The sequence below is a fragment of the Bradyrhizobium sp. WSM4872 genome (genome assembly GCF_055811715.1).
In genome coordinates this window covers 16,191-42,610 of the sequence record NZ_JBVVPT010000024.1, presented here as the reverse complement: position 1 = coordinate 42,610, position 26,420 = coordinate 16,191, and the positions used below count along the sequence as shown (strand labels likewise).

Annotated in this window: 21 protein-coding genes, 4 pseudogenes and 1 other annotated feature; of the genes and pseudogenes, 13 read left to right on the top strand and 12 right to left on the bottom strand. The window is 59.0% G+C overall.

Going from position 1 to position 26,420, the window contains the following annotated elements; genetic code table 11:
• The first annotated feature begins 33 nt into the window (after positions 1–33).
• Entirely contained in the window at positions 34–963 is a 930-nt protein-coding gene (locus tag AC0L3C_RS26555; protein WP_473409371.1) for a TauD/TfdA dioxygenase family protein, read from the top strand.
• 733 nt (positions 964–1,696) lie between these two features.
• Here AC0L3C_RS26555 and AC0L3C_RS26550 read toward each other — a convergent pair.
• The 4 genes from AC0L3C_RS26550 to AC0L3C_RS26535 all read right to left on the bottom strand — a co-directional run bounded on the left by AC0L3C_RS26550 (position 1,697) and on the right by AC0L3C_RS26535 (position 7,783).
• Positions 1,697–2,998 (bottom strand): carbohydrate porin, encoded by a 1,302-nt coding sequence (locus AC0L3C_RS26550; protein ID WP_473409370.1) that lies wholly within the window; start codon positions 2,996–2,998, stop codon positions 1,697–1,699.
• 1,341 nt (positions 2,999–4,339) lie between these two features.
• The gene (locus AC0L3C_RS26545) at positions 4,340–4,570 is read right to left on the bottom strand and encodes a hypothetical protein (RefSeq protein WP_473409369.1); all 231 of its coding nucleotides are present in this window, start codon (positions 4,568–4,570) and stop codon (positions 4,340–4,342) included.
• Positions 4,571–4,661: 91 nt separating this feature from the next.
• Positions 4,662–6,026 (bottom strand): oxygen-independent coproporphyrinogen III oxidase, encoded by a 1,365-nt coding sequence (gene hemN / locus AC0L3C_RS26540; protein ID WP_473409368.1) that lies wholly within the window; start codon positions 6,024–6,026, stop codon positions 4,662–4,664.
• A 1,508-nt stretch (positions 6,027–7,534) separates the two neighbouring features.
• Positions 7,535–7,783, bottom strand: a complete 249-nt coding sequence (locus AC0L3C_RS26535) for a GcrA family cell cycle regulator (RefSeq protein WP_231190940.1) — start codon at positions 7,781–7,783, stop codon at positions 7,535–7,537.
• A 408-nt stretch (positions 7,784–8,191) separates the two neighbouring features.
• Between AC0L3C_RS26535 and AC0L3C_RS26530 the strand changes: the two genes are divergently transcribed.
• From AC0L3C_RS26530 to AC0L3C_RS26515, 4 genes and pseudogenes are all read left to right on the top strand, one after another.
• Entirely contained in the window at positions 8,192–9,430 is a 1,239-nt protein-coding gene (locus AC0L3C_RS26530) for a cytochrome P450 (protein WP_473409367.1), read from the top strand.
• 725 nt (positions 9,431–10,155) lie between these two features.
• Positions 10,156–10,574, top strand: a pseudogene (locus AC0L3C_RS26525) (IS3 family transposase); the annotation flags it as partial.
• Positions 10,453–10,565: a sequence feature (AL1L pseudoknot), on the top strand. (Overlaps the previous pseudogene by 113 nt.)
• 3 nt (positions 10,575–10,577) lie before the next feature.
• Positions 10,578–10,790: pseudogene (locus AC0L3C_RS26520) on the top strand (helix-turn-helix domain-containing protein); the annotation flags it as partial.
• Between the two features lie 318 nt (positions 10,791–11,108).
• On the top strand, positions 11,109–11,324 hold the full coding sequence (locus AC0L3C_RS26515) for a hypothetical protein (protein ID WP_473409366.1): 216 nt from the start codon (positions 11,109–11,111) through the stop codon (positions 11,322–11,324).
• Between the two features lie 524 nt (positions 11,325–11,848).
• Here AC0L3C_RS26515 and AC0L3C_RS26510 read toward each other — a convergent pair.
• Positions 11,849–13,039, bottom strand: a pseudogene (locus AC0L3C_RS26510) (diaminopropionate ammonia-lyase).
• A gap of 689 nt (positions 13,040–13,728) precedes the next feature.
• A complete protein-coding gene (locus AC0L3C_RS26505; RefSeq protein ID WP_473409364.1) occupies positions 13,729–14,205 on the bottom strand; it encodes a LysE family translocator in 477 nt (158 codons plus the stop codon).
• Positions 14,206–14,690: 485 nt separating this feature from the next.
• Between AC0L3C_RS26505 and AC0L3C_RS26500 the strand changes: the two genes are divergently transcribed.
• Positions 14,691–14,909: a rubredoxin gene (locus tag AC0L3C_RS26500; protein WP_085357752.1), complete on the top strand. Its 219-nt coding sequence runs from the start codon at positions 14,691–14,693 to the stop codon at positions 14,907–14,909.
• 62 nt (positions 14,910–14,971) lie between these two features.
• Complete coding sequence (locus AC0L3C_RS26495; RefSeq protein ID WP_473409363.1) at positions 14,972–15,616, top strand: FMN-binding negative transcriptional regulator; 645 nt, start codon at positions 14,972–14,974, stop codon at positions 15,614–15,616.
• A gap of 281 nt (positions 15,617–15,897) precedes the next feature.
• Here the strand turns inward: AC0L3C_RS26495 and pdxR are convergent, their stop codons facing one another.
• Entirely contained in the window at positions 15,898–17,430 is a 1,533-nt protein-coding gene (gene pdxR, locus AC0L3C_RS26490) for a MocR-like pyridoxine biosynthesis transcription factor PdxR (RefSeq protein ID WP_473409362.1), read from the bottom strand.
• Positions 17,431–18,238: 808 nt separating this feature from the next.
• Positions 18,239–19,135, bottom strand: a complete 897-nt coding sequence (locus tag AC0L3C_RS26485; RefSeq protein WP_007600164.1) for a LysR substrate-binding domain-containing protein — start codon at positions 19,133–19,135, stop codon at positions 18,239–18,241.
• A 110-nt stretch (positions 19,136–19,245) separates the two neighbouring features.
• Here AC0L3C_RS26485 and AC0L3C_RS26480 point away from each other — a divergent pair, with 110 nt between their 5' ends.
• From AC0L3C_RS26480 to AC0L3C_RS26465, 4 genes and pseudogenes are all read left to right on the top strand, one after another.
• Positions 19,246–19,995, top strand: a complete 750-nt coding sequence (locus AC0L3C_RS26480; protein WP_473409361.1) for an SDR family NAD(P)-dependent oxidoreductase — start codon at positions 19,246–19,248, stop codon at positions 19,993–19,995.
• A gap of 24 nt (positions 19,996–20,019) precedes the next feature.
• Entirely contained in the window at positions 20,020–20,871 is an 852-nt protein-coding gene (locus tag AC0L3C_RS26475; RefSeq protein WP_473409360.1) for a transketolase, read from the top strand.
• Positions 20,868–21,914, top strand: a complete 1,047-nt coding sequence (locus tag AC0L3C_RS26470; RefSeq protein WP_456766011.1) for a transketolase family protein — start codon at positions 20,868–20,870, stop codon at positions 21,912–21,914. Before AC0L3C_RS26475 ends, AC0L3C_RS26470 begins: the two co-directional genes overlap by 4 nt.
• 151 nt (positions 21,915–22,065) lie before the next feature.
• Positions 22,066–22,458 (top strand): annotated as a pseudogene (locus tag AC0L3C_RS26465) (TRAP transporter substrate-binding protein); the annotation flags it as partial.
• 226 nt (positions 22,459–22,684) lie between these two features.
• Here the strand turns inward: AC0L3C_RS26465 and AC0L3C_RS26460 are convergent.
• The 3 genes from AC0L3C_RS26460 to AC0L3C_RS26450 form a co-directional block, all read right to left on the bottom strand.
• The gene (locus AC0L3C_RS26460; RefSeq protein ID WP_007600175.1) at positions 22,685–23,113 is read right to left on the bottom strand and encodes a hypothetical protein; all 429 of its coding nucleotides are present in this window, start codon (positions 23,111–23,113) and stop codon (positions 22,685–22,687) included.
• A 16-nt stretch (positions 23,114–23,129) separates the two neighbouring features.
• A complete protein-coding gene (locus AC0L3C_RS26455) occupies positions 23,130–23,330 on the bottom strand; it encodes a hypothetical protein (protein ID WP_317245100.1) in 201 nt (66 codons plus the stop codon).
• A 140-nt stretch (positions 23,331–23,470) separates the two neighbouring features.
• On the bottom strand, positions 23,471–23,650 hold the full coding sequence (locus AC0L3C_RS26450) for a hypothetical protein (protein WP_456769713.1): 180 nt from the start codon (positions 23,648–23,650) through the stop codon (positions 23,471–23,473).
• 482 nt (positions 23,651–24,132) lie between these two features.
• On the opposite strand from AC0L3C_RS26450, the gene AC0L3C_RS26445 reads away from it, so the two are divergent.
• Complete coding sequence (locus AC0L3C_RS26445) at positions 24,133–24,369, top strand: GntR family transcriptional regulator (protein ID WP_473409404.1); 237 nt, start codon at positions 24,133–24,135, stop codon at positions 24,367–24,369.
• An 8-nt stretch (positions 24,370–24,377) separates the two neighbouring features.
• Positions 24,378–24,734: an aminotransferase class I/II-fold pyridoxal phosphate-dependent enzyme gene (locus tag AC0L3C_RS26440; protein ID WP_473409359.1), complete on the top strand. Its 357-nt coding sequence runs from the start codon at positions 24,378–24,380 to the stop codon at positions 24,732–24,734.
• A gap of 814 nt (positions 24,735–25,548) precedes the next feature.
• Here AC0L3C_RS26440 and AC0L3C_RS26435 read toward each other — a convergent pair.
• A complete protein-coding gene (locus AC0L3C_RS26435; protein ID WP_007600176.1) occupies positions 25,549–26,277 on the bottom strand; it encodes a TetR/AcrR family transcriptional regulator in 729 nt (242 codons plus the stop codon).
• Positions 26,278–26,420: the final 143 nt, after the last annotated feature.

Below are 26,420 nucleotides of genomic sequence, written 5' to 3'. Positions count from 1 at the left end.
TTGAACAATCCGCAAAACTTGGAAAAAATTGCAATGAAAGAAACGGCTTCGACCGAGCGTGTCATTCCAGCGACCGACGTCGTCAAGCGCGCCGCGCGCATCGGTGTTGAAATCAGAGATATCAAACTTTCGGGTGATTTGCCGAGCCAAACCGTCGCTGCAATCAATAGCCTGCTGCTCGAACATAAAGTGATCTTCTTCCGCGATCAGCGGCATCTTGATGACGCGGAGCAGGAGCGCTTTGCCGCTTGTTTGGGAAAGCTGGTGCCGCATCCCACACTCGGTACGATCAATGGAACGACCTCGATCCTCGAGCTTGATTCCGCGCGTGGAGGTAGCCGAGCCGATGTATGGCACACCGATGGAACCTTTCTAGCGGCTTATCCCAAAGCTGCGGTGCTGCGAGCTATTGTGATCCCATCGTCCGGCGGCGATACGATTTGGTCGAATGCTGTGGCGGCCTACCTCGATCTGCCGCGGCCGCTCCAACGGCTTGCCGACGAACTCTGGACCGTTCACAGCAACGCCTTCGACTACGCCGGGACCTGCCGTGTTCGCGACATCGATCAGAAGCATTTTGATGAGGTCTTTACCAAAACAATCTATGAGACGGAGCATCCGGTGGTCCGTGTACATCCCGAGACCGGCGAGCGCGCGCTGGTGCTCGGCGATCTGGTGCAAAGGTTTATTGATATCCCAAAACGCGACAGCCAGAAGCTGTTTCAACTATTCCAGTCCTATATCACGGCGCCCGAAAATACCGTGCGCTGGACCTGGAAAGAAGGTGATGTCGCGATTTGGGACAATCGCGCAACACAGCATTATGCCCTTAACGATTACGGTGACCAGCATCGCGTCGTTCATCGTGCCACACTCGATGGTGACGCGCCCGTCAGTGTCGATGGTCGATGCAGTGTGACGCGCCTCAAGATGACGAAGCACCCGTCCACGAAAGTTGCCTAGCAGTGCGCGGCAAATTCACATAATTGCACTGGCCTTGTCGCATGTTCGCGCGAATAGATGTTTGGGAAGAGAAGTTAAGCCGAGCAGAACGCCACGCGCAATTGGATGGGAGGAGCTAACGCGCGCGCAGACCCGGGAGGCGACCTACGTGCTGAAGTAAGATGCTCAAGCTCATCTCGTCCGGCCGAAAATGATTCAGCGCCGAGTGGCGCGAGTCATCCGGCCGCGTCCGGTTGACTTTCCCACGGAAGGGGGTGCGTTTCCGCCGACCTTGCGCATCGCCTTTCGGACGACGGCACGACCGTCGGACAGACAGAGCGCGATTGCCGGAGCTGGCTGAATTTTGGCATCTGTGTCGCGGTTCCACTTACCAAATCTCGTCGCGGGAATCTCCGAGGGCACGATTTCGGCGTTGTCATGGCAGAGTAAGAGCTCGGACGCGAGTCTGACGAGCTGCAGGAGCAGCTAACGTGAAACAATGTCGCTCCGCAAGAGGATACGACTTTTGCGCGATACGGCGTCGGTCTATCGCTCGTAGACCGAATCAGCAAAGGCTCCAAGCTACCATTCCCAACAGCAGGCTACCTTGGACATGCCTAAATTCACGCGGTACCCGGCCTCGCGCCAGGAGCACAGAGATAGCAAAACGCCGCGATGACCTGCCCAAGCCGTTGAAAGGGAACGATTGTGATTTCGACTACATGCCGGTGAATTCACGCCCAGTCCTGAGCCCTTAGAAGAATACCGACGTAGATACTAACATATTCAGGGCGTGTCCGGTTTGCGGTGTGTAGGTAATGCTTGTCGGGTGATTGATGTAGGTCAGTCCTACGGTTGTATATATCCCCGGCGCCAGATGCGCCGTGTACAGTCCTGAAATAGCAGTACTGTCACGGTGCGCCAGCTGTTCTTTTGCCAGTGCAGCGTCCACCGCGACATGGCTCCAGATGGTATTGCTGACAACAAGACTCATCTGATCTGTGGGCCGGCTGTCCAATAGGCCCTTCGCATAAAGGCGAATCTCGTAGTATTGACTAGCTCTATTTAGGTCAGGCGGAGCATACATTGCAGAGAGCCCGCCATAGACTCCGCGAGATGCCGAGCCGTGGACGGCAGACTGCCAGAATTGCCTGTCCGCACCTACATAGTAGACGCTGTTGGCCTTGGTCGTCGCTTCTGTCGGATGCTGCAGGTCCGTGTAGCGGCTGTTGTTGAAGCCCGCGCCAGCCCGCAGCCAAGTCTCCATTACACCCGGAGTAGGCTTGTTCCTGTAGGAAAGCTCATCAAGCAAAAGAATGCCTGCGTCGCGCGTGCTCCAGTTCAAGCCAGTGGGATTCTCGCTTACATGCGCATATTGTCCTGCTGGACTGACCGAGCGCTGGATTGAGAGCTTGTTATATAGGCGATCATCAAGATTGTACTTCAGATTAAGAGCCGGCGTTGGCGCCCAATTGTTGCTCATGCCAGCTTGGAACAGCATTTTCGATGAGGGTCCGAACACTTTGTCTCCAGCGCCCGCAAACTCATGTTGGTTCCTGAGGTAGCCCACTTTGAGTTCGATCCTTCTGTCGAATAACGTTTGATAGTAAGAAACTGCATTGAGGCCCAGCCGATCTGGCCCAGCGCTCTGCCATGTCCAGTGTTGATGCTCGGCTCCGACCACGAACTGACCATCGGGAATTCCAAGCCGAGCGAGGTCATAAGTAACGATCATAGAGTTGACCGTACTAAATGTCGGATTCTGGCCGACATATTGCTGATTGGCGATGGTGCTTCTGGCGCCATTGCCGAGTTCATTGTCGACAAACGTGTTTAGCGTCCAGCCAGCAAATCCAATCCCGAGATCCGAAAATTGGGATCTGAGAGAAGCTGTATCCTGATCTATCGTGTCCGCAGGACCAGGAGCAGTGAAAGCGCCACCTCTTTCGCGAAGCTTCTCGAATTTTGCGAATGGGTCGATCGGCTTTTCAATTCTGCTCTTGGCCGTCTCCATGGCAACGTCGCGCTTAATTGTGGTCGAAGCTGTTTTTGGCAAGGAGCTCCTAGAAAGGCGCGCTGCTCCCTTGGGCCGCCCGCTTCGGAATGTGATGGCCGGATCCGAAATTGTTCTGCTTGTTGCCTCATCGAGCTCATCGGGGCTGGGGCTTCTTGGGCCAGAGATCTCGCGACTCGGCGCCGCCGAACTGCTGGCGAGACTAGCTATCAGACAAAGGACAATACGACCTCGTGGCTTCGCAGTTGGTCCAGACATGAAAGCAACGACGCCAGCCAGGTATGCTTGCGTGGATAGCGGCGTTATAACGCAACGATGCATGGTGAGTTTCGCGCTCATCGATTTGAATAGAGTGCACTTCCACTGACGGCCTTAGAGCGGATGTCAAATCTTGTCCCTCAATGTGGTGGGAGACGCTTGACACCAGGCGGCCTCTCTATGTCAGCGAGACCCACCTTGCGCGCTATCACCACAGCGGCGCCGCTTGGCCTACGTGTGGGTACACAGCGCAAAACAACCCAGTCGCTCGATCGCTAATCAAGGCGAGCTTCTGCTGGAGGGTGTCGAGACATTAACGGGCTGCTCGGTGTGCGCGTTCGCTAGCAAGAGATTGGTGGCCGATACACGGAGCCCAGGAACCTTGCGACAAACCCGCTGCCAAAACGAAGGAGAATAGTTTTCAACAGAGAGCAGCGGCAATAGCGGGGCTCGCAGAACAACACGCCCGATCCAAGAAACGCCGCTCGCTGCTCGGTCGATGGGATGAAGCACGGGCAGGCAGAAGGGGCTAACATCCTTGGCGGCCCGTAAACTCGCCGCCACAAACCCTCGAGTGGCTCTTAGAGGAAGATGGAGGGCACGATTGGAGACAGTTTGATACCTGGGGAGGACGAGGCAAGACATTCATCAGCTCCATTGATCGATGAAATCGCGCGGCGACTTCTTATGTGGCCCGAGCGAATTTCACCGCCACTGACTGGCATGTCTCCGTCGTCTCCATCAATTGCTAGGTTTGGTAGTTGACTGAGCGGGAGGTCGGCTGTCGCTGCGTGAATCGTAGCTAATGTGTCGCTCGACTCCACAGCCCCGGCGTTCCCGGCCGATCGGTATCGCAGCGTCGGCGGGTGAATTCTTGGCGTTTGCTTCGATCCACGTCGCGCGAAGCTCTTACAGGGAACGATCTTTTCGAAGACCGTGATCCCGCCGGATCTGGTTGTAGTTGTGGCGCTCGAATATCCTTTGCGCCGTATCACGCATGATTTCGGCTGCCACCGCCGGAGCCAAGGGTCAGATGTCCTTGTCCATCCGGACGAGCTCGATCAGGGTTTTCGATCCGGAAGTCCCTAAACGTCGAGATGTCATCATCTCGACGACATAAGATGATCAGTTCTCGATCTCCAGTTGGTTGGCGGCGTCGCGCAACCAGTCGTCGTCCCCATCGAGATCCTTGGCTACACGGCTAATGGCGGTGATGGGATGAAACTTGTCGAGATGTAGGGTCACGCTGCTTGAGCGAGGAGCGTTGTTGTCGGGGCGTCCAATTCCCGGCAGCAGTGCGTCCAGCTTGTCTTCGCGGCGCAGGTCAGGGCGACTCTCCGCCGCACAGCTTCGCACGGCGTCGCTGATCGATTTGGAGCTGGTTGTGAGTGTGCCAGATGAGCGAACGCATTCCTCAGGCTTGCTGGCGCGTGCAGCAAAACGTGATTCATTTCATCCAATCATTGCGTTGGCTGGTCTGAACAGAGGGGGCGCGAAAGTAACAATCGAATGCGGCTGCCACAGCCCGGGTGAGAAAACGATGCTCCGGCCTCACGCGGAGGAATCCCTTTTCCATTTCGACGATCCCATCCTCAGCGAGCATTGCCAAGCGTTCGCCTGAACCGAGCAAGCCGATCGGGTCAAATCCATGAGCAGCGCAAATTGCCGGCACGTCCACCTCGAAATCGCACATTAGCCGCTCAATGATCGCGGCCCGGACGCGGTCTTCAAGGCTGAGACAGTAGCCCTTTGACGTCGCCAGACGGCCGGCGTTGATTTGGCCGCTGTAGGAACCCGCTGTAACTTCGTTCTGGACGTAACCCTCGCCAAGCCGGCCGATCGCCGACGGTCCGAAGCCGATCACTTTATTGCAGGTGTCGGCGGAGTAACCGAGTGAATTCCGCCGCAGGCGACCGGCTTTCTGCGCCAGCGCGAGCTCATCGTGCGGCAAGGCGAAATGGTCGAGTCCGATCTGGCGGTAGCCCGCTGCAGTCAGTGTATTGGCCATCGCGGCTGCTTGTTCTGCACGGGCATGGCTGTCTGGCAGCGCTGCCTCGTCGATCAGGCGCTGATTCTTCTTGAAGGAAGGAACGTGCGCGTAGCCGAACACCGCAAGCCGGTCTGGTCGCATTGCCAGCGCCGTTGTCGCGGTCTGAACGCAGGACTGCACCGTCTGATTTGGCAGCCCGTAGATGAGGTCGAAGTTGACGCGCATGATTCCATGCTGCCGCAGCGCCTGGACAGCGCGCTCTGTTTGTGCCTCACTCTGGACCCGGTTGATGGCTTTTTGGACAATTGGATCGAAGCTCTGGACGCCGAGGCTCGCGCGGTTCACGCCGGCAGCCGCCAATCCTTCGCATGTGGCGAGCGTGAACGTGCGCGGGTCGATCTCAACAGCAATGGCGGCCGTGTTCGAAATCGCAAAGCATCGGCGCAGAAGCCCCATCAACCGGCGGAATTCCGTTGGCTCGATGAGGGTCGGCGTTCCACCGCCGAAGTGGACGTCGCTCACAGGCAGCGGTTGCGCAGCCTGCGCCGCGACCAAATCGATCTCCTTACGAAGAACCCCCAAAAAGTCGAGGATAGGAGAATGCCGGCGAGTGATGCTTCGAGCGAAGCCACAATACCAGCAAATCGATCGACAGAACGGAATGTGGAAATAGAGCGACACCGATTGGTCAAGCGGCAGCTGCTGCAGCCATCTCTCACAGGCGTCGCCGCCGACTGCTTTGGAGAACTGGGCTACAGTTGGATAGATGGTGTACCAAGGAAGGCGAGCATCGTAATACGTGCTTAAGATCGAGGTCTGCAAGGATTGTTATCCCATGTTTACGAAGTTTTACGTCGCAAGCGAATTGTCCTGCATCCCTTTGCTTGCCAAGGGCGATCGGGACTGTCGCTAGGCAATTGGGAGCTTGCGTGACGGCCGATCTGCGGAAGAAACGCGCTGTCGGATGACGATCCGCTCCCCTCGGACACAGAGAACAAGTTCTGCAAGCGAGATACTCGAATCAACACAGCCACGGCGGGGTCCCCAATTCGTCCGCCTTGATAATCTTTGATCTTCGGCAACGAGACACCCACCAGGGCCGTTTAAGCTGCTAGACCTCGAACTGCTCCACGATTTGACTCGTGCGAGGTTCAATGACCAACATTGATACGGTCCCGTATTCTCCGTCAACTGACAAGGTTGGTAGTTGAGTCTGCGTGGCGTATTCCCCATCGGTCCAGGAATAATGGGTCCGCTTGGCTCCGTCCCGGTATGTAGTGAAATTCGCCAATGAAGGGATTGTCGGTGGGCGTCTTCATGGATCCCTCGCAGAAGAAGTCCTTTCATGCGTCCGTTACTCGGCGGCAATATCGCTACGAGCGAAACTCTCCTATCGGCGGCTCTCGCGCAGCTGGCGTGACGAAATGAGCCGGGTAGGTGAGCGAGAACGGATGGGTGCAATTGAACAGCCGGCCGCCTCAGAGGCGCCGCCGGTTTTGCGCAGACGTCAAGGCACCTACGTTGGTGGTAGCCGTTTTCGTGTGTCTGCGCACCGCAGGAGCCGACCTTTTAAACGACGTCAGGCAATATCCCGCGAGGGCAGCTCGTCAAGCCGCTCCAACGCTAAGCATAGCGCCGCCCGACGACAGGCGATTCTATCGGAGGTTCTTTCGGGAGAACAGGCGAAGATCGAATAGTGGAGCTATCTGGTACTCACCGCTTCACCTTCTTCCGTTTCATCTCCGCCGTCAGCTCAAACCTATCGAAGCCGGCGAGGAAACTCGCGCCTTCGTCTAAACCCAGAAGGTCCGATCACAGTCGGAGGGCCACCGGGCTCACCCCCGGAAACGTCGTACCTCGATGATTTGCCGAGTGTTCAGTCCCAGTCCAGCTCTCCACACGCCTGTCGCAGATATCGAAAGTGGTTGAGGATCAAGCGGCTTCACCCGGTCTCGTGTAGTTCGTTGGGCGCGGTGTGCCGAAAGCTCCGAACACCGCGCAAACCAGGACGGCGGGCGCTTCCCCAAAACGCATACCCGGAAAACTCAATAAGCAGAACGCTCTCTTCTCTCCAATTCAGCGCATCCGGCCTCTTGAGATTGGATGACTTGATGTACGATCGAGCCCTCCTGCCGCGAACGTTCTACTGGACGCCACTGTTCGTCGGATAGGCACAAATCGCGAAACCAAATAGCCCGAATGAACCGACTACGGCGGCCTAGACCCGGGAGATCGCGGCGCCGATAGCTCTAGACGGTATTCCTGACCGCCTCAGCTAGGATTGCGTAAAGCTGCCGCTTGCTCATTTCCTGAGGCCGCGTTTTTAGCGCCTATTGCAGCAGCTTCTTTCGGACGCGATCGCGGCGGGCAGCCATCAACGTCGGCCCTCCGCTTGGGCACCGATCTAATCTTGGGTTTTGTGCTGTTGGTGGCTTGTGACCTCGAGTGAGACCCAACCGAGTCGGCCTGCCGCAAACGGCGTTGCGACTGCACTCGAGATGACCCGCGATCTGCGCGGCACTCTGTCCCTCGGACCAGAGCTGTTTCAGCTGTGCCAATTCTCTTCTATTCCAGCGCATGGAAGATACTTTGTTGCCAGTTCGGACGTCCGTCGCCTCGGCAATGTAAGTGGTCGAGTGGCAAAGGGGCTGCCTGCCCGAGAAAATGACGATAACCGGCTGGGTGCCACAGCTGCGAGTGCTTGCGGCTTGATGTTGACTACCACAAAGGGCGCGTTCGCGCGCCTCCCAATCCTGATAGGGGAGCTTCGCTCGCCTTTCCATTATTCTTCGTTGACGGGGACCAAACCAAAGTCCGTAACATGATTTCAGATTTCGGACCTCGCGCGAAGTCCAGCCATGATCATGCGTGACACATCGTTAGTGCACCGCCCAAGCTCGTCGTGTTTCGAGCGCGCTTCCCCCGAACTCTAGACAGCGCACTCAGCTGATCCAGCAAAAGTGCAAGCCAATGTCAGCGAGACAATCATGACAGCGTTATCGACAGAAAGCGCCTGCGAGAGCACTGATATCCCGCTGAGCCGCCTTGATGTAAGCGAACCCAAGCGCTTCGAGGATGATACCGTTTGGCCTTATTTCGAGCGGCTGCGAAGGGAAGATCCCGTTCATTATTGCGAAAACAGCCCATACGGACCATATTGGTCGATAACAAAATACCGCGACATCATAGCCGTGGACTCAAATCACACAACATTCTCATCAGAGCGAAGCGTCACAATAGTCGACCCGCCGGAGGAGTATTGGACCCCCAGTTTTATCAAAATGAATCCTCCTCTCCATGCTCAGCAACGTAAGACTATCAGTCCGATAGCGGAATCGGAGAACTTGGCAAATCTTGAAGGCTTGATCCGCTCGCGGGTTCAGAAGATTTTGGACGGTTTGCCGCGCAACGATACCTTCAACTGGGTCGACAGGGTCTCGATCGAGTTGACGACCCAAATGCTGGCCACGCTGTTCGATTTTCCATTTCAGGATCGGTGGTTGCTGACCTACTGGTCGGACGTAGCCGCCTTGACTCCACAAATGGGCAACCAGATCGACAGCTGGGAAAAGCGAAAGGTGGTGCTGTCGGAGTGCCTGGACTATTTTACGCGGCTTTGGAGCGAACGGGTCAATTGTGAGCCGCGCGGTGACCTGATCTCGATGATGGCGCATTCACCGGCGACCCGAAACATGGAGCCCCGCGAGTTCCTGGGCAACCTCATTCTGCTGATTGTTGGAGGTAACGATACTACGCGCAACTCAATTACCGGGGGCGTCTTGTTCATGAGTCAAAATCCATCCGAAATGCGAAAACTCCGGGATGATGCTTCGCTGGTGTCCGGCGCGGTATCCGAGATTATACGGTACCAAACCCCCATTGCACACATGCGCCGGACCGCTGTGGACGATTTCATGATAGGCCACAAGCGAATCAGGCGAGGCGACAAAGTTGTGATGTGGTACATCTCTGGCAACCGAGATGACGAGGTCATTGCGAGAGCCAACAGCTTCATCATCGATCGGGAAAATGTACGGCAACATCTCTCTTTCGGATTTGGGATTCATCGCTGCGTGGGTAGGCGCCTTGCCGAGCTGCAGCTGAAAATCCTGTGGGAGGAGATGCTGAATCGATGTTTGGAGGTAAATGTGGTCGGCGAACCGGAGCGAGTTCAATCGAATTTTGTGCACGGTTATTCCGCACTGCCGGTGCAGATCCCAGGTTAGTCTCGGCTGCGGCCGACCTTCAACACTGTCATGCCGTTCAGAGCCGGCGGTTAGGACAATGACTTTCTGGAGACCAGTTTTCTGGGTAAGTTCACCGGCGTTGCGTGACGGGCTTACGGTTGTTTCGAAGGTTGCGGGCAGGGGCCGCTATCGCGTCGAGGATTTTGGCCGGGCGGCTACGATACTCATCACGGCCTGCTGGAGCCGTGCCAGCGTTCAAAGTCTAGGGAAGCAGTCCGTCCAGTCGATGAACTGAATGACCAGAGACTGGCCATACGAGGGGGCTTACTTCATGTGAAGACGAGGACAAGCAGGCTCGAGCAGAGTAGCGCAAATCCGGCTGCGGTCAGCCCGAGGAAACTGCTGGAGACAAGATCATGACTGCCCATGAACGACCTCTGCGGCGAGGAATAGAGATCGGCAATCGCCGCTCCGCTTCCCTTTCTGGCCAATGTCGGCATTGTTATTCAAATGAGCCGCATAATTCCTGCCGGTCTCGTGGCAGAGCGCACTTTTCCAGCAAGATCGAGCGACAGTTCGCCGCGTTCTGGCGGGCATCCTCGTTAGTGCTCTCGTGGTTGCAAACGGATCGCTCCGCCAGAAGCTGAGTAGACCAGAGCATCTTGACAGCAAAACTCACTCAATCGTGCCGTCCGCGTTTGAGCGCTTGCAGGATTGAGCGCCCATCTGAACCGCCGCCGCGGATTTAGCGGAGGCTCCAAGTCTTGAGAAGGTGGAGCCATGACAAGCAAGACGACGAGAAATGTTCACCCGAGGCCCGAGCCCGAGGGGGTCGTATAGCTCTGTATCAGGCCAACGAGCACAGGTCGCGCTGGATGACGGTGACTTCCATTGCGGCCAAGATTGGCTGCACGCGCAGACCTTGCATGACTGAGTCAAGTAGGTCGAGATCGACAGTGGGCAGCGGGCCGGCGTTCCGACCGAGCTGGCCGAGAAGCCCAAGGCTCTGGAACGGAAGAACCGCGAGCTTCGCCAGCCAACGAGATCCTGCGCAAGGCAAGCGCTTATTTTGCGACGGCGGAGCTCGACCGCCGGTCCAAGCCATGATCGCATCGACGATGATCGTGCGGCGCGTGGGGTTGAGCCGATCTGCAAGATGTTGCCGATCGCCCCCTCGACCTACCGCGGAAGCAGATTATTCCCAAAGGCGGGCGACATGCCACCAGCGATGTTCAGATCTTCGGCAAAGGCGATCTCGAGGCAATAGCTCTCATTGGTAGAGCACGAAGAGATCGCGCCTCGAAAGGTGCAGGGCCAATCGATCCAACAGATTGGACGTCGCCTGGGGCGGGCTGACTCGACAGTCTCGCGTGAACTGCGGCGCAACGGCCGCCCGCGCCGAACCAGAGGGCCATGGCCGCCCATGTGAGGACCATAGCGCCCGCATGAGGCCGGCCCGGCGCTCAGGGAAATGCGAGAGCCCGGAAATCCGAGCCGTACGGGACGATTCCGTCCTCCTCGCAACGAGACGTTTCGAACGCGGCGCGATCGTTTCGAACGCAAGCGCCGCGCGAATTGCGAGGATACCAAGCCGCGTCAAACCATGAATTCACTTCTGCACGCGAGAGGCTTTTAACCGCTCGGCAAATGTGCGCTATACCGAGTGCAAAGAGGGCACTAGCCTTATCGCATTATCCCTCGAAAGGAGAGATGGAGCGTGAGCGAATTTACGGGAGAGGTTCAAGCGAACATGGGCCTGGTCTTGGATCAGGTCTGTGCGGGGCTGCCGAATGGCGGTGACCACGAGAGCCGCCTGTATGTCGCTGAGCAACTGATCCAAGCGGTACGGGCGGGAAAAACGACTCTGGGGGAGCTGACCTCTGCGGGACGTCGCGCTGTCGTCTATCTGAAGAATGCGCCGAAATCAGCCTAGCAGTCCCTTGTTGCCGGCCCGATCTGCCCTGCGTTCGCTCGCAGGCAACCGCGTACCCGACAGACCTCGTGGTGTTAGGGCACATTGACGGGTGGCATGGGCGCCGTCGGGCGCGGCATGAACGCGCTTTGGTGGTGGCCGCGTGCCGCCAATATGATCGCGAAAGCCGGTGAGAACGATCAGGAGTCCACGCATATCGACAGATTACTCGGAGAGCTGTATCGCAATTATGAAACGGCTCATAGCCGGTGTGCCGAATCAACAAGAAAACGAAGCTGTTGTATCATTCGATGAGGCGAACGCGGTTGGACTGCAAAGCGCCAAAGTCATAACGCTTGGTCTTGCGGCAAGACGGCGAAGTCATGCCTTTTGTGCCGAAAACGTGCGTACGGGCCTCGTTGGAAGCAGAAATCTGCGGCGGATTTCAATCGTAGGATCAATCGCTGGATGCCTTCGTTCTTGGCCTTCTCTTGGGCTTTCGTCCCCGTCACGAGTTCACCGAACGGGCCGCGGATCATGAGCGTCTAGGCCTCCAAGCTTCTCCTGACCACTTGCGACAGAGACTGACCCACGAGCTGTTCGTAAGCGCCAGGATCCGTCGCGCCCTCGGTATTGATGAGGAAGACCCGTGCGTCAGGTTCAAGACCAGTCAAGCGCGCGAGGTCGAATCGGCCGCAACTTTCAGCAACCCTGCCAACCAACCCCGCCACTTTCGCCTGCAACGATAGCCGGATCACCGTCCCGGGGATTGGCCAAACGGTTCATAATCCCGACGGCCTCCTCGTCATCGACAATCATAAAAGCGTCGGCTGCGCGCGAAAGGATGCGCCAAGCGACGAGCGAAGGTTCGTAGCACTCTAGCATCGCCATCACTGTCGGCTGCCCATGAGCTACCTTGACGCAATGCCCGGTTCGAGCGCTTTCAAACAGGCACGCTGCGCGCGATGGATCGACAACCGTGAAGGACGGGCGACTATCACCTAACGACACCGAAAAATGTCCAAGACCGCTGCGGCAAGTCCACCGACTCCTGACTGGACGAAGACGTGGGTCGGAGGTTCGGGCAACTGTCGTAGTGCTTCAGTCAGGAGCGCGGAGATCCCTGCATTACCAGACCAGGGATAGCCCGGCCAGGACCTGTCAGACACCGTGATTCAGCCGTTCTCTGCGGCAACTCGGGATGCTTCGGCAACGGAGTCATCGTAGTTGCCGCTGACGCGGATCATCTGCGCGCCATGTGGGACGATTGCTGCGCTACGCTGATCGCTGACGCCCGAGTGAATGAATATAGCGCAGTTCGCCCCCACGAGCTGAGCGCCGTGCGCTACGGACCTGCCATGATTGCCGTCCGTTGGCGCAGGATACCGTCATCCCCCGTGCTACGGCCTTCACCTCAGGTGCGTGAAGCTCCGAGATGTCAACAGCCCTGCCGAGGCGCGGAGTTGCTGCTTCTAAGACGAGCCGGATGACGGCATAGGAGCCGCCCAAAGCCTTGAAACTGCCAAGCCCGAGCCGGTGACCCTCGTCGTTGACTTGGACCGAGCCCACGCCAATCTCGTGGGCGAGGCCCGGCAAGGAAATCAGCGCTGTTTCCTTGTGGCCATTGCGATGTCAAGAAACCGTTCCACCTCGCACGCAGCTTCGCGACTCAGCATGTTGGCATCCGCACTATCCAAAGGCGCCCGGTGGTCAGTGCGATGGTTAGGAAGCAACATGGTTCGAGTTGGCGCCGATCTAAGCATCGCGGCGATGCGCTTGCCGAAACACTAGCGGCAATCCCAGCGATGTCACGCCTTCTCGCTAATCCGCAAGAAATGGGAGGCCGCTCTCGATGACGACCCCGACGGTGCTCAGGCTCGGGCGGGTGATGCTGATGTTTGAAGATCCGGCAGGAGGGCGTTGCGGCCATCGCTCACCCGTTCCCGGCTGCACTCCTCGTTTTGAGCACGAGGAAGGATGACGATTTCTAGGCCGTGGACACGAACTCGGTCCTCATCACGTACCCAGATCCAGCAGCACGAGAGCAAAAGGCAGCAGAGGCAAGCGCGTTGGATTGCAGTGGCGGGCCTTGCTCCCAGCCGGTTGATGCGTGCCTTCATGTTCTGCCGGCCCGGACGGCCAAAGCGCGGCCGAAGTCGAACCAGCATCGACGCTGGTCGTGATCCCGTTGCACGGTGAAGCAAGGACCTCCGATGGCAAGGCGTCCTTCGTAGCCGAATGGAGACTCTGCGCGCTATTCGAGCGCGGAAATTCGGCGGCGTGAACTCGTGCGCCGTGCGAAGAGTAGCGTTGGCCCCAGCCCGCAGATGATGGCGCCTGATGCCTGTCGCGCCTGAACGAAGAATGAGGGCCTTTTTTGCAAAGCCATCCCTCGTCTTCTGTCCCCAATAGGTCACAATCAGGTCTACGCTCGTGTTGAGTGCGAGCGAAATGAGCCCAGGACGATGAACTGCATGCTGACACTCCCAGATGGGGCGACGAGTTGCGGGATGAACACGAGAAAGCATGCGGCTGTCTTGGGGTTGAGCGCCTCTATGACGATGCCCTGGCGAAAAGCAGAATGCGCATCTGTCGTCTGCAATTCTATCGGATCGACGCTTGTCTCGCGCCACGCCTTAATCCCGAGCCAGATGAGATATAGGCCTCTGGCGATCTTTAGGAAGGTGAACGCTTCTGCGCTTGCGACAACACGGGCAGACAGACCGACGGTGCCGCCGAAAACGTGGACAAGCCCTCCGGTACCCAGGCCAACGCTCGATGCGAGCCCTTCACTTCTGCCGCCAGCAAGCGTGCGGGCCACAATATAGAAGAGACCCTGGCCCGGCGTGACCACCACAAACAATGCCACCACCAGGAACAATGCGAGTTGAACATCGCTCAACCCATTATCGTTTCAACTGGCGTTAGCGGCGCCAATCTTCTTGCATAATGGCTAGACCCGTTTCACGCCCGAGTGCAATTCCAGAAAGCTCAGGACTGCAGCGGCCGTTTGGCTCGCTACAAAGCCATTTGTAACGCCGCCGGCCGGCCGCTGGACGGTTCTGGCTCATTTGCGCTCTTGTCGGAAGACGGAATGCACAGCCGACGCCTCGCAGGCCTTTGCGCCGACGAAAGCGGCGGCGCGTGACTGAGCGACCCAAGGCTTCGCGGTCATGGTTGTCCAACAGTCGGATGACCAGTTTCGGCTGCTCGAAGAAGGAATGCACGTCTTCTCTGAGAGATATTCCTACTGCCGGGTTGACGGCCTTGACCAGAACCAGAGGACGTCAATCTGGTACAGCAAGAATGCCGCAGACTGGCTCTATGGAAGGAACCAGTTCTAGCCTACATCGGTGTCATGAATGCTCCACAGCATAGGCCACCGAGATGAGCAATGAAAGCGCTCACCTGCACTCTGAAACAGCGATCGGCGCACCGGTTTACAAGACCTGGATGTGCGCGCTCTGCGGGGTTGTTTACAGCGAGCGGGAGGGATGGCCGGACGAGGGCATTCCGCCGGGCACTCGCTGGGAAGACGTCCCCGACGAGTGGATCTGCCCCGATTGCGGCGCAGACAAGAGTGAATTCCAGATGACTGAGGTCTGAACGAAATCCCGTTGATGCTGCGAGCAGCGTGCGCGGCATTCATCAATTGCCAGGGAGCTAGCATGTACGTCCCCCCACATTTCGCCGAGTTGCGCCCTGAGGCGCTTCACGATCTCATCAACAAAAATCCTCTCGGCATCCTCTTTACTAACGGGAGGAGCGGGCTCGACGCAAATCACCTGCCTTTCGAGTTGCATGCGAAGGAAGGGCAGCAGGGCGTGCTTCATTCACATGTGGCTCGCGCAAATCCCATTTGGCAGGATATCGCGACGGGAAACGAGGTGCTGATCGTATTCCGCGCCGGGGATGCCTACATCGCGCCGAACTGGTATCCGAGCAAGGTCGAGTTCAAGAAGCAGGTCCCGTCCTGGAACTATATGGTGGCTCATGTGTACGGACGCGTGACAATCCGCGACGATGAGCGTTACGTTCGTGGCATGGTCGCGCGGCTGACGCGCATCCATGAGGCGAAGCAGGCCGATCCTTGGAAGATGACTGACAGCCCCAAGGACTACATCGATATGATGCTCAAGATGATCGTCGGAATCGAGATCGAGATCACACGACTCGTTGGCAAGTCGAAGCTTAGTCAGAATAAAGAGGTCCGGGACATTCTCGGTGCAGGGAACGCGCTCAAGGCCCAGGGCAAGGATGTGATCGGCGATGCAATGCTGGCCGCCGCTGTGGCCAAAGCGGAGCAGGCCTGACTCATATCCGACGGAGCGACATGCTCGGAGAAATCGTGGCGCAACGACCTACTTGTGATCCTCGGGTATGACGGGGCCAAACCCATCGGCGGCCCTGCGCAAGCATGGATAATCTCATTCGCCCTACGATCGTCTGCCGCTGGCGAAAGCTGTAGTTGGACTCAAAAACTGGAGATCAGTGCGCGTTCTTCCCGGCGCGCTGCGGAGCACCCAACCCAATGTTCAAGTTCGCGGCGAGCGCCGATTGCCGCGAAAGAGACCTGAGCGCGGCCATCCAGATATTATCTGGCAGTTTCCATCCGTGGGCGCTTGGACAGTGTGGCTTTTCTGTTCGCGCGGACCGATGCCTCAAGGAGACCTTTCAGGCGGACTGCGGCCGCCTGCAATTCCGCGACGGAAAAGCCGCCGAAGCCGAGCATTAGACCGAACCGAGCAGGCGCATTTTGGTACATGGGCGAGATCGGTCGCACAACCAGCCCGGCCTTATGTGCTTGCTCGGCAAGCTTGACGTCGTCGAGGCCGGCAGGAAGCCAAAGCACCAGGTGCATACCTTGGTCGCTGGGTTGGAGCGCTGTCCAGGACGGCAGCTCCGTCTCAATGGCGGAGATCAGGGCCACGCGCCGTTCTGCGTAAGCGCCCCGGATGCGCCGTATGTGAGCTTCGAAATAGCCCTCGCGCATATATTGCGCGAGCACATATTGATCGGCTGTCGGAGAATGGCGGTCAATAAGAGCACGGGCGCCCGCGAACGCATCCACCAGCGGAAGGGGAACGATGGCGTATCCGATCCGCATGGATGAAAACAGCACTTTGCTCATCGTCCCGAGATAGACGACACGTGTAGGATCGAGTCCCTGCAGGGACGGAAATGGATGTCCCGCGTAGCGAAGTTCGCTGTCGTAATCGTCCTCGACAATCCAGGCATTGTTTTGACGGGCCCAGGACAGCAGAGCCGTGCGTCTCCCCATGCTCATCGGCATGCCGAGCGGATATTGATGCGATGGCGTAACGAACGCGACCCGAGCCTTCGGGCATCGGACGAGACCTTCGTGGACGTCGATGCCCTGCGCGTCGACGGGAATGCGAGAGGTCTGGACGTTGAAGTTTCCGAGAACCGCGACAATACCGGGATAGGCGGGGTCTTCCGCCCATACTGCGTCTCCGTCCGCAAGAAGAACGGTTGCAGCCAGAAAAAGACCCTGCTGCGTACCCGCCGTGATCACGACCTGGCCGGCCTCGCATTTCACTCCACGGGCTTTACGAACGTAGTCAGTAATCGCGAGCCGCAAATCAGGCAATCCTTTCGGGTCGATGTATCCCGACGGGGCAGCCACGCGCAGCGCTCGGACGCGATTACCGAGACGGCGCCACTTGTCATCCGGGGCGACCGCGCCTGCCGGATGAGCGATTGCAAATGGCGCCGTCCCTTGCGGCCGAAGAGCTTGCGCGACCTCTGCAAGACGGGCGACGTTCTCCCGCAACACAGGGCCGATCCGCGGCGGCGCAATGAATGCCTGCGGTGGGCTGACGAGTTCGCGACCGCCGTTGACGTTGGCGACGATCGTGCCGCCTCTGGCGCGCGCCTCGAGGTAGCCTTCCGCATGTAGCTGACCGAACGCCTCGATGACCGTACCCCTCGCGAGTTGGAGCGATGCCGCGAGGGCGCGGGTGGACGGCAGCCGTTCGCCCGGCTTCAACATCCCGTTTGATATCGCCTCGCGAAGTGCCTGTGTAAGTTGTTGTCCGACCCGGCCTGCGGCCTTGTCGAGAGAGCCCAGCCAGGGAATTGCGATGATGTTTCGGCGCCTTGCCATTGCCGTTCTGGTCTACCTGTCCGCTCGTACTTTGAAGTCCAGAATAGACCAACTCTGTGAGTCATTGAAAGAAATCGTCACATACCGCTCTACCGCTCGGTTTCGACATCCCAACCCGCCGAGCAGCGATGGCCTTGCGGGTCAACGACCATTTCCCCACGACGTAGGTAGCTCGGCCCGAGGCCGTGGAAGATCGCCTCGTTGAATCGACGGGCTGAGCATCTTCGTTGTTGAGAGGCTATCCAGTTTCGAAGCCCGTCGAGAGTGTGAAATCCATCGGCCGCGTAGCAGCGGACGTCCGGAAGGAAAGCCTGCATCAATTCGGCGAGCGCATGTCCCGGATCGAGGTCCAAGCACCCTGCTGGCCCTCAGCTCTGCCAGGGCCTCCGGGGTCCCGACCGCTCGATGAGGCGCGAGCTGCAAAGTGAGCTTCACTGTTGCATCGCTTGCGGAGAAGATGCGCTCGCCGTCGCCTCCTGCGATCAGAATCCGCGGGCTTTCGATCGGCCTCGCGCCTGCTGGCGGCGAGCGCCTCTTGCAAGGGTTTGCGGGCGCGCGCGAGCCGTGACGTGCGGGAAGTGATCTCAATGCGTGTCTATATGTTGAAGGCGGCTGCGGCGCTCAGGCGCTACATCGATGATCGCCTTGTACAGATGGATCGGCGAGCATCAGCGATAGCTCCCTACCAGACCAATGAAGAATGCATGATCTGAGGTTCTCCGCAGGCGCGGACGCCCCCGCGGCGAGGGTTGCTGTTCGGCGCCAAGCAGAGGTTTGCCCTGAACCAAGCTCCAGCCAGACCTGCAGTTCATTGCGAGGAGCGGGCGTCTTCACCGTCGAGCTGAGCCAGCAGCCAGTCTGCAAACGCTCGTACGGCCGATCTTTGTCGGCTGGCGCGCGGATAGATGAGACGGTGACCGACGTAACTGATATCGGTCGCACGTCCCGCCAATGGGGCAACCAATCGCCCATTGGCCAGTTCAAGCTGGGCCAGGAGGGTTGATTCCAACGCCACTCCCAATCCCTCCGCAGCGGTCGCAATTGCAAGAAAGCTCCGATCGAACCTCATGCCGTGGAGCGCGGGGGCTTCCAATCCGTTGGCAGCGAACCATTGATGCCACTGCACCTGCTTCACGTCTGAGCGGATGAGCGTCTGATCGAGGAGATCAGCGGCCTTCCTTATCGATTTTGCGAGCGAGGGAGAGCAGAGCGGCGTGACCGTCTCCTCTGGTAGTGGAACAATCTCGACGCCTTCCGCGCGCGGCGGACCGTAGACGATGTCGATATCGAAATCATCGTTGCTGAAGCGCGCATAATCCGTGCTTGCGGCCAGTCGAACCTCGAGCTTCGGGTAAGCAGCGAGAAACTGCGCAAGCCGTGGCGCCAGCCATTGCGCAGCAAAACTTGGGGCGGAATGGACGCGCACCAGTTGTGGGCCGCGGGCGGCGACTTCTTCAAGCCCGCGGCGGAGCTGATCGAACGCCGCCCCGGTGTGACGCATCAGATTTTCGCCGGCTGGCGTGAGCCGCACAGATCGCGCGCTGCGCTCGAACAGAACGGTCCGAAGCGTGGCCTCCAGCTTGCGAATCGCGTGACTGACGGCGCTCGGCGTCAGGTGAAGCTCATTCGCCGCATCGCGAAACGATCCGGTCCGGGCTGCGGCTTCAAAGGCACGAATTGAGGATATCGGGATCTTCGAGAGCATTCGATAAGTGAACCAGATTCATCGATCCGTGACAACTGCGCGTTTGTAGGGCCGGCCTCCGCAGGTCATTCCTAAATCCAGCAAGGAAGAACAATTTGCGGGAGGAATTGATGCTGCTCAGCGGTAAGACGGCAATCATTTCGGGCGCGGCCTCGCCGCGGGGCATCGGGCTCGCAACCGCCCGGCGGTTCGCCGCCGAGGGCGCTCGGGTGGCCATTCTGGATATCGACGCGGGCGCCGCGGCGGAAGCTGCGGCATCGCTTGGAAAGTCCCACATTGGACTGGCGTGCAACGTCGCCGACAAATCGTTCTGCGAACAGGCAGTCACCCGTGTGATCGAAACCTTCGCAGGCATCGATATCCTGATCAACAATGCCGGGATCACCCAGCCCGTCAAGTTCCTGGACATTTCGCCGGCCGATTGGAATCGAATTCAGGACGTCAATCTCAAGGGTATCCTGTTTCTGTCCCAGGCGCTGATCCCGCATATGCGCGCACGGAAGTCCGGGTCGATCGCGTGCATGTCGTCCGTCTCGGCCCAGCGCGGTGGTGGAATTTTTGGCGGGCCACACTACTCGGCTGCGAAAGCAGGGGTCCTTGGCCTCGCCAAGGCGATGGCGCGGGAGTTCGGCCCTGACGGGATTCGCGTCAACTGCGTTACGCCCGGCCTGATCGGCACGGATATTACGGCAGGCAAGCTGAACGATGAAATGAGAGCGAAAATTCTGGAAGGCATTCCGCTCAATCGCCTCGGCACGGCAGAAGATGTCGCCGGTATCTACACCTTCCTGGCCTCGGACCTATCTGCCTACGTCACGGGTGCCGTGATCGACGTCAACGGCGGCATGCTTATCCACTGAGCCAGCGAGATAAGGTCCAGATCGATGGAAACGCCCACCAATGCGCTTATCAACGCGCCCAAGCTAGCGGACCGCGCCTACAACATCCGCCGCAATGCGCTGCGCATGGGCGAAGTCCAGGGGCAGGGTTACATCGCGCAGGCGCTCGACATCTCCGATGTTCTCGCCGTGGCCTATTTCCACGCCATGCGTTACCGGCCTGAAGACCCGTCATGGGAGGGCCGGGACCGCTTTCTGCTCTCCAACGGACATTATGCCATCGCACTCTACGCAGCTTTGATCGAGGCGGGAATTGTCCCGGAGGAAGAACTCGAAACCTATGGCAGCGACGAGAGCCGCCTGCCGATGTCGGGCATGGCCTCCTACACGCCCGGAATGGAAATGTCGGGCGGATCGCTCGGACTTGGGCTGAGCATTGCCCTCGGCATGAGCCTAGGACTCAAGCGCAAGAGATCCGAGGCACAGGTATACACGTTGTTTTCCGATGGCGAACTCGACGAAGGCTCCGTCTGGGAAGCGATCCAGTCGGCAGGCCACTACAAGCTCGACAATCTGATCGGCATCGTCGACGTCAACAATCAGCAGGCGGATGGTCCTTCCACGCAGGTTATGGCCTTCGAGCCGCTGGTCGACAAGCTTCAGGCCTTCGGCTGGTTCGTGCAGCGGATCGACGGCAACGATCTCGATGCCGTACTTACCGCGTTCGACGCCGCCAAGTCCCATCCCGAGCCCAAGCCGAGGATGATCGTCGCCGACACTCTGATGGGGAAGGGCGTTCCTTTCCTGGAGCAGCGCGAGAAGAATCATTTCATCCGCGTCGAGCAGCACGAATGGCAGCTCGCGCTTGCCGCGCTGGAAGCTGGGAGGCAGGCATGAGGACCATCAGATCGGCACCGCAGCCGCGCAAGCCGCGCCTGACCACCTCCGCCATGATCGCATCGATCGCTTCTGAAAGACAGAAGACGAAACCGGCGCCCTTTGGACATGCGCTCGTCGAGCTCGCCCGCAGCCGCCCTGAGGTTGTCGGCATGACGGCCGATCTGGGCAAATACACCGATCTGCACATCTTCGCGAAGGAATTTCCGGACCGTTATTATCAGATGGGCATGGCCGAGCAGCTTCTGTTCGGCGCTGCGTCGGGCCTTGCCGCCGAAGGCTTCATGCCGTTCGCGACCACTTACGCCGTGTTCGCATCGCGACGGGCTTACGACTTCATACACCAGACGATCGCGGAGGAAGATCGCAACGTGAAGATCGTCTGCGCGCTGCCGGGGCTGACCTCGGGCTATGGCCCGAGCCATCAGGCCGCAGAAGATGTCGCCCTGTTTCGCGCGATGCCGAATATGACGGTCATCGATCCCTGCGATGCTCACGAAATCGAGCAGCTGGTGCCCGCCATCGCGGCCCATCACGGGCCTGTCTACACCCGCCTGCTGCGCGGCCAGGTGCCGCTCGTGCTGGACGAATATGATTACAAATTCGAGCTCGGCAGGGCCAAGCTGATTCGTGACGGGAAGGACGCCCTGGTCATCTCATCCGGCATCATGACCATGCGTGCGCTCGAGGCGGCGCAAACCTTGAAGGGCGACAGCATCGACACTGCGGTGCTGCATGTTCCAACCATCAAGCCGCTCGACACTGAGACGATCTTGCGTGAAGCCGGCAAATCGGGCCGTCTTGTCGTCGTTGCCGAGAACCACACGTCGATTGGCGGCCTTGGCGAGGCAATTGCCGCGGTTCTAATGCGTTCAGGCGTTCATCCGCGTTTCCGCCAGATCGCATTGCCGGACGAATTTCTTGACGCTGGCGCACTTCCGACACTGCACGACCGCTACGGGATTTCTACCGCAGAGGTCGCAAGGCAGATCAAGCAGTGGCTTGCACCGGCGCTAAGCGCCAATCCAGCCAAGTCCTTGTGAGGAGCTACACCCGTCGCATGTTGCGGCGGCGAGCGATGACTCTTGCCTACATGCCGGCGGTCGAGAGCGGTGAACCAAGAGACGCGAAAGCTGCACGCCAGCGCAGGCTGATGCTGTCGGCACCAACGTCAACGCAGGATCAGGAGGAAACATGATTGTCTCGAAGCCCGGAAGGATGAGCCGCCGTACGCTATTGATGGCAGCCACGGCCGTACCTCTCTGCGGGATTCTTACTCGTCCGGCTTCCGCAGCCGAGTTCGTTTACAAGTTTGCGACCGGGCAGGATCCGACCCACCCCGTGAATATCAGGGCCCAAGAGGCGATCGACCGATCCGCGAAGCGACGAGCGGCGGGCTGGAGATCAGGCTGTTTCCGGCCAATCAGCTCGGCTCCGACACCGAACTCCTGACCAGGTACGCAGCGGCGTGAGTTCTTCAACCAACCGTCCTCGATCCTGCAACCCTGGTGCCGAGCGCGGGCATGCACCGTCTTCGCATTCGCCGATTACGACAGCGTGTGGAAGGCGATGGACGGCAAACTCGGCACCTAAGGAATTCCGGTCATTGCCCGTCACGACGACATGCTTCCTTTTGCGAGCTTTATTGTCCCGAGGATGCGCTTTGGGTCTCCCCTTTCGCGGATGAGAACCAGCCCGTCGTCGTCAAGACACTCAAGCGGACCGCGGCGATCGGCAGCTATCGCCGAGCTGTCGGCTGGACCCATGAGACGCGGGGGCGGCGCGGCATCGACAGGAGCTATCTACTTTTTGGTCAATGAGTTGGGCTGCCGCCGCGCCCTGCCCACTTAAGATGCATGCGTTCGCGGGCTTCGCGGCGACGCTGGCGCCGTTCGCGTCGGCGCTTCGCTCGCTCTGCCGGCAGCGGCAAGGATGGCACTGGTGGCCCGGCCGTTTCGACTGGCACCTTCTCGACCGGTTCGTGTTCGGTCCGGCGCGCCTCCATGGATTCGAGCACGGCTCGTCCCTTCACAGTAATCCTCCAGCCGCCGTTTTGACGCTCGACGAGGCCGTCCGAAAAAATGTCGAGCTCGGGTACGCGCGTTGCCATCCGCTTGGTGCGCTCGGCCCATTCCGGGCCGCTGGTCGCCAGGATGGCCATGTCGCGCTTGAGGTCCGCCATCACGGCGAATCCATCCGGATAACTCACCAGGATCTTCAAGACCGTGACCTGGAAATTCACTGCGCACCTCGCCTGATCAACGCCACATCCTCGGCGCTTGTGTCAGGGCTTTCCGGCCAATCTGCCGCAGCTCGTCCGGTGTCGTTTCGCCGGTCTTTGCGGTTTCGAGGATCTTGCAGGCCACATGGGTGCGAGCGCCCGTCTCGTCGCGGGCTAGCTTTTCGCAGACCTCGTCAAGTACCGCTCGCAATAGAGCGGTTGTAGCTTGTTCAAACATGGGTGCGCCCCCTTGGAAAGCCCGATCCTACCGCAAGTCTTTCCATTTTGGGATTCACGAATGTGAACTAATGAACTCTGCCGCACTGCACACGACCTGCGCCTGCGCCCCTCCTGAAATCCTGCTCGAAACTGCGCCTCTCAAATCGGCCAGGCCGAGTTGCGGCTCACCTGCCACTCACCGTGGGGCGAGGACAACGATACTCCGAGAAGCCGAACCGGCTTTGGAGCAGGCATCTCGTTTTGAAGCAGCGCGATCGAGAAGTGTTCGGGCTCGCTGTGGTTCGACTTCGCGATCGGCATGGACCTGCTGCGCGTGATGATGTCAAAATCGTTGACTTGAGCCTTCAGCGTGACTTTCCGGGCCCGCGCGGTCCTTGTCCTCCCAGTGCCGCCAGACCTTCTCGATCAGCGGGCCCAACTCGGTGGCCATTGCGTCGAAAGCGCTAAAGATCGGTTGAGGACGTATTCTCCGCACCAACCGACTTCCGGATCCGGTTCGCGCGGACCTCGCGGTGATCGATGCCCCTCGATATCCGGTAGTATTACGCGCCGGCCTTGCCGAAATTGGCTTGCAGAGTCGAGCGACTGATTGCGGACGTCGAGGCAGTGTACCGCCCGATAGCATTCATCTTGGCGCAAGTCGCCGGACCGATGCCGTGGGATTTGCTGACAGGGAGTGCCTCCACGAAGCCGGGGCTCATCTCCGGCGTGATGACGTACTGGCCGTTTGCCGCGCCAGGCTTTCTGCAGATACGCGCCGGCCGCGGAAACTCGCGTCCGAGGGGGCGCGCTAGCTCGCCCTGGTCAGTGCTCTGGAGCGGGAGATCGCTGACGGTCGGCTGTCCGATGGCGACTGCCTTCCGCCGCACCTTGACCTGGCACGAGAGCTCGGCCTGTCCGTCGGCACCGTCAGCAAAGCCTATCAGAAGGCCGAACAACGCGGTATCAGCGGACATGTCGGGCAGGGAACCTTCGTCCGGCGTCATTCGCCGCGCAGGCCGAGGCGGCCACGGCATGACATGAACCGGTCAATTTAGCGCTGAGCGTGCCCGGCCACGGAAGCGAAACGCAGGTCCTGTCCGCGTTGTTTGGCGAGGTGGTGCGCGAACCTGATCTTGCACTGTTGTTGGGCTACCATCCTCACGCTGGCCTTTCCCAGGGACGTGAAATCATCGCAGCCTCGCTCTCTGACAAGGCCTTTACGGTCGCGCCGGCACAGCTGATTCTGTGCAACGGCGCCCAGCACGCGATCGATGTCGCCCTGCGCTTCGTGGCAAAACCCGGCGACAGTGTCTTGGTGGGTGCTTTCACTTATCCCTGCTTCAAAGCCATCGCCGCGCCAGCCACCTTAATTTGGTGCCCGTGGACATGGATGAGGACCGAATCGACCCTGAGGCGCTGAAAAAGCCTGCCGGGCGTCCCGAGCGCGAGTGCTCTATTGCCTGCCGACGTTGCAGAGCCCCACGGCTCGCACGCTGAGTCTTGACCGCGGGGGCGCATCGGTGAATTCGCCGAGGAGCTCGATCTCGCCATCATAGAGGATGACGTTTACCGCTTTTTCTTCCCCGAGCGTCCTGTGCCGATCGCCTCATTGGTGCCGGCCCTCTCCTTCTAAATCACGTCCTACTCCAAATACCGTGCGCCAGCCTTCAGGCTCGGGACAGTGACAGTCCCGCCGGCCTACATCGCTCAAACTCAGCTCCTCCTGCACGCCTGTGCCTGGTTTGTTGCTCAGGTGTTAGGCGAGACTGTGGTGCGGTTGATTGAGAGCGGAAAGCTGGAAGAACTTCTGCGTGAGCGGCGGCGTCAGGCGCACGAACGTTACGGGGTGCTCCTAGACTTTTTCCCAATGCCGCAAACTTCAGTTCTCAGCCTTCTACGGATAGTTGCAGTTGCCGCAAGAGTGGTCCGCAGATCGGTTTACGGCCGCTGCGCCAGGACGAGGCATACTTGTCCCCCCCCCCGCATCGCCTCAGCGGTGGGAAAGGGGGATCCTGGCGCCATTCGCATCTGTTTTGGCGCCCCCAGCGATCCTAAAGAACTGTCCGATATATTTCAGATACTTCGGGACATTATGGCTCGCCGGCCAGTAAACGTCGCTTCTCACGCGTAGGTGTCCGTCTTCGTTTCGGTACGCGTGGCGAATCCCTTCGCACGACAGCCCCTTTTCTTGGCTGCGACGATAGATCGGCTGCCATCAAGCCGGTGCTGCCGAACTAAAGAAGATCACCGATGGAAATTCTCGGCCAGGTCTCGGTCTGCCGAGCGGCTTTAATCTTCGCCGACCAAGCGTCGATGAGACTGTCGAGGACCAATCGTCCGTTGCCACGAGTATCCGGCCATTTCATCGTTGGTGTTCCCAGTGGCAGCGAGATCACCCCATGCGCCGCCGATAGCAGGGCGGTCGCGAGGCGCTCCGTCAGCCTTGGCGTCGCCTCCACCCCTAATTCGGAAAGATACTCCGCCATCGAGGTCACAAATAGCCCGTAGCCCTTTCGTGCGATCTCAGTTTCACCGAAATAAACCCCGTCGGGAAAACGCCTGTCCTCGACTGTGCCGGCCATCGAATAGAGCGATCGAAAATGATCGGGGTTGTTCACCCAATACTCGATATAGGCCTCCATGACACGCCGCAGCCGGACCTCACCGCTGGAATGAAGCGCGCGGACTTGGTCGAGCCGATCCGCCATTTCCTCGAGATTCCTCTCCTTCACTGCCAGCAGCAGCAGGATCTTGGTCGGAAAGTATTTGAGAACCGTACCCTTCGAGTAACCGAGCGCATCGGCGATCTTCTGGATCGAAACGGTTTCGAGTGTGCCGCTCGCGAACTCCTTTCGCGCTGTTTCCAGGATTCGAGCCTGCAACGCGCGCTTGTCAGCTTCTTGGCGTGCGCGCTTCTGAAAGCGTCGCATCCCCTTGGAGTTTCCTGATCTCTCGGCCGACATCCAATCTCCGCCCGGTCTGTCCTGGTCTGTCCTGCAGCTACATGGCTGTTATCACGAGCAAAAAACGCCACTCCATTCCTAGCTTGCCATCCTCTGCAATAAATGACTATAGTCAATTAAATAGAAGCGACCAAACGGAGGCA

Excerpts from the sequence above, each read along its gene's own strand:
- AC0L3C_RS26555 (WP_473409371.1), top strand. The coding sequence starts at position 34 with ATGAAAGAAACGGCTTCGACCGAGCGTGTCATTCCAGCGACCGACGTC.
- AC0L3C_RS26535 (WP_231190940.1), bottom strand. The coding sequence starts at position 7,783 with ATGCGCTGGAATAGAAGAGAATTGGCACAGCTGAAACAGCTCTGGTCC.
- AC0L3C_RS26530 (WP_473409367.1), top strand. The coding sequence starts at position 8,192 with ATGACAGCGTTATCGACAGAAAGCGCCTGCGAGAGCACTGATATCCCG.
- AC0L3C_RS26500 (WP_085357752.1), top strand. The coding sequence starts at position 14,691 with ATGAGCAATGAAAGCGCTCACCTGCACTCTGAAACAGCGATCGGCGCA.
- AC0L3C_RS26495 (WP_473409363.1), top strand. The coding sequence starts at position 14,972 with ATGTACGTCCCCCCACATTTCGCCGAGTTGCGCCCTGAGGCGCTTCAC.
- pdxR (WP_473409362.1), bottom strand. The coding sequence starts at position 17,430 with ATGGCAAGGCGCCGAAACATCATCGCAATTCCCTGGCTGGGCTCTCTC.
- AC0L3C_RS26485 (WP_007600164.1), bottom strand. The coding sequence starts at position 19,135 with ATGCTCTCGAAGATCCCGATATCCTCAATTCGTGCCTTTGAAGCCGCA.
- AC0L3C_RS26480 (WP_473409361.1), top strand. The coding sequence starts at position 19,246 with ATGCTGCTCAGCGGTAAGACGGCAATCATTTCGGGCGCGGCCTCGCCG.
- AC0L3C_RS26475 (WP_473409360.1), top strand. The coding sequence starts at position 20,020 with ATGGAAACGCCCACCAATGCGCTTATCAACGCGCCCAAGCTAGCGGAC.
- AC0L3C_RS26470 (WP_456766011.1), top strand. The coding sequence starts at position 20,868 with ATGAGGACCATCAGATCGGCACCGCAGCCGCGCAAGCCGCGCCTGACC.
- AC0L3C_RS26455 (WP_317245100.1), bottom strand. The coding sequence starts at position 23,330 with ATGTTTGAACAAGCTACAACCGCTCTATTGCGAGCGGTACTTGACGAG.
- AC0L3C_RS26435 (WP_007600176.1), bottom strand. The coding sequence starts at position 26,277 with ATGTCGGCCGAGAGATCAGGAAACTCCAAGGGGATGCGACGCTTTCAG.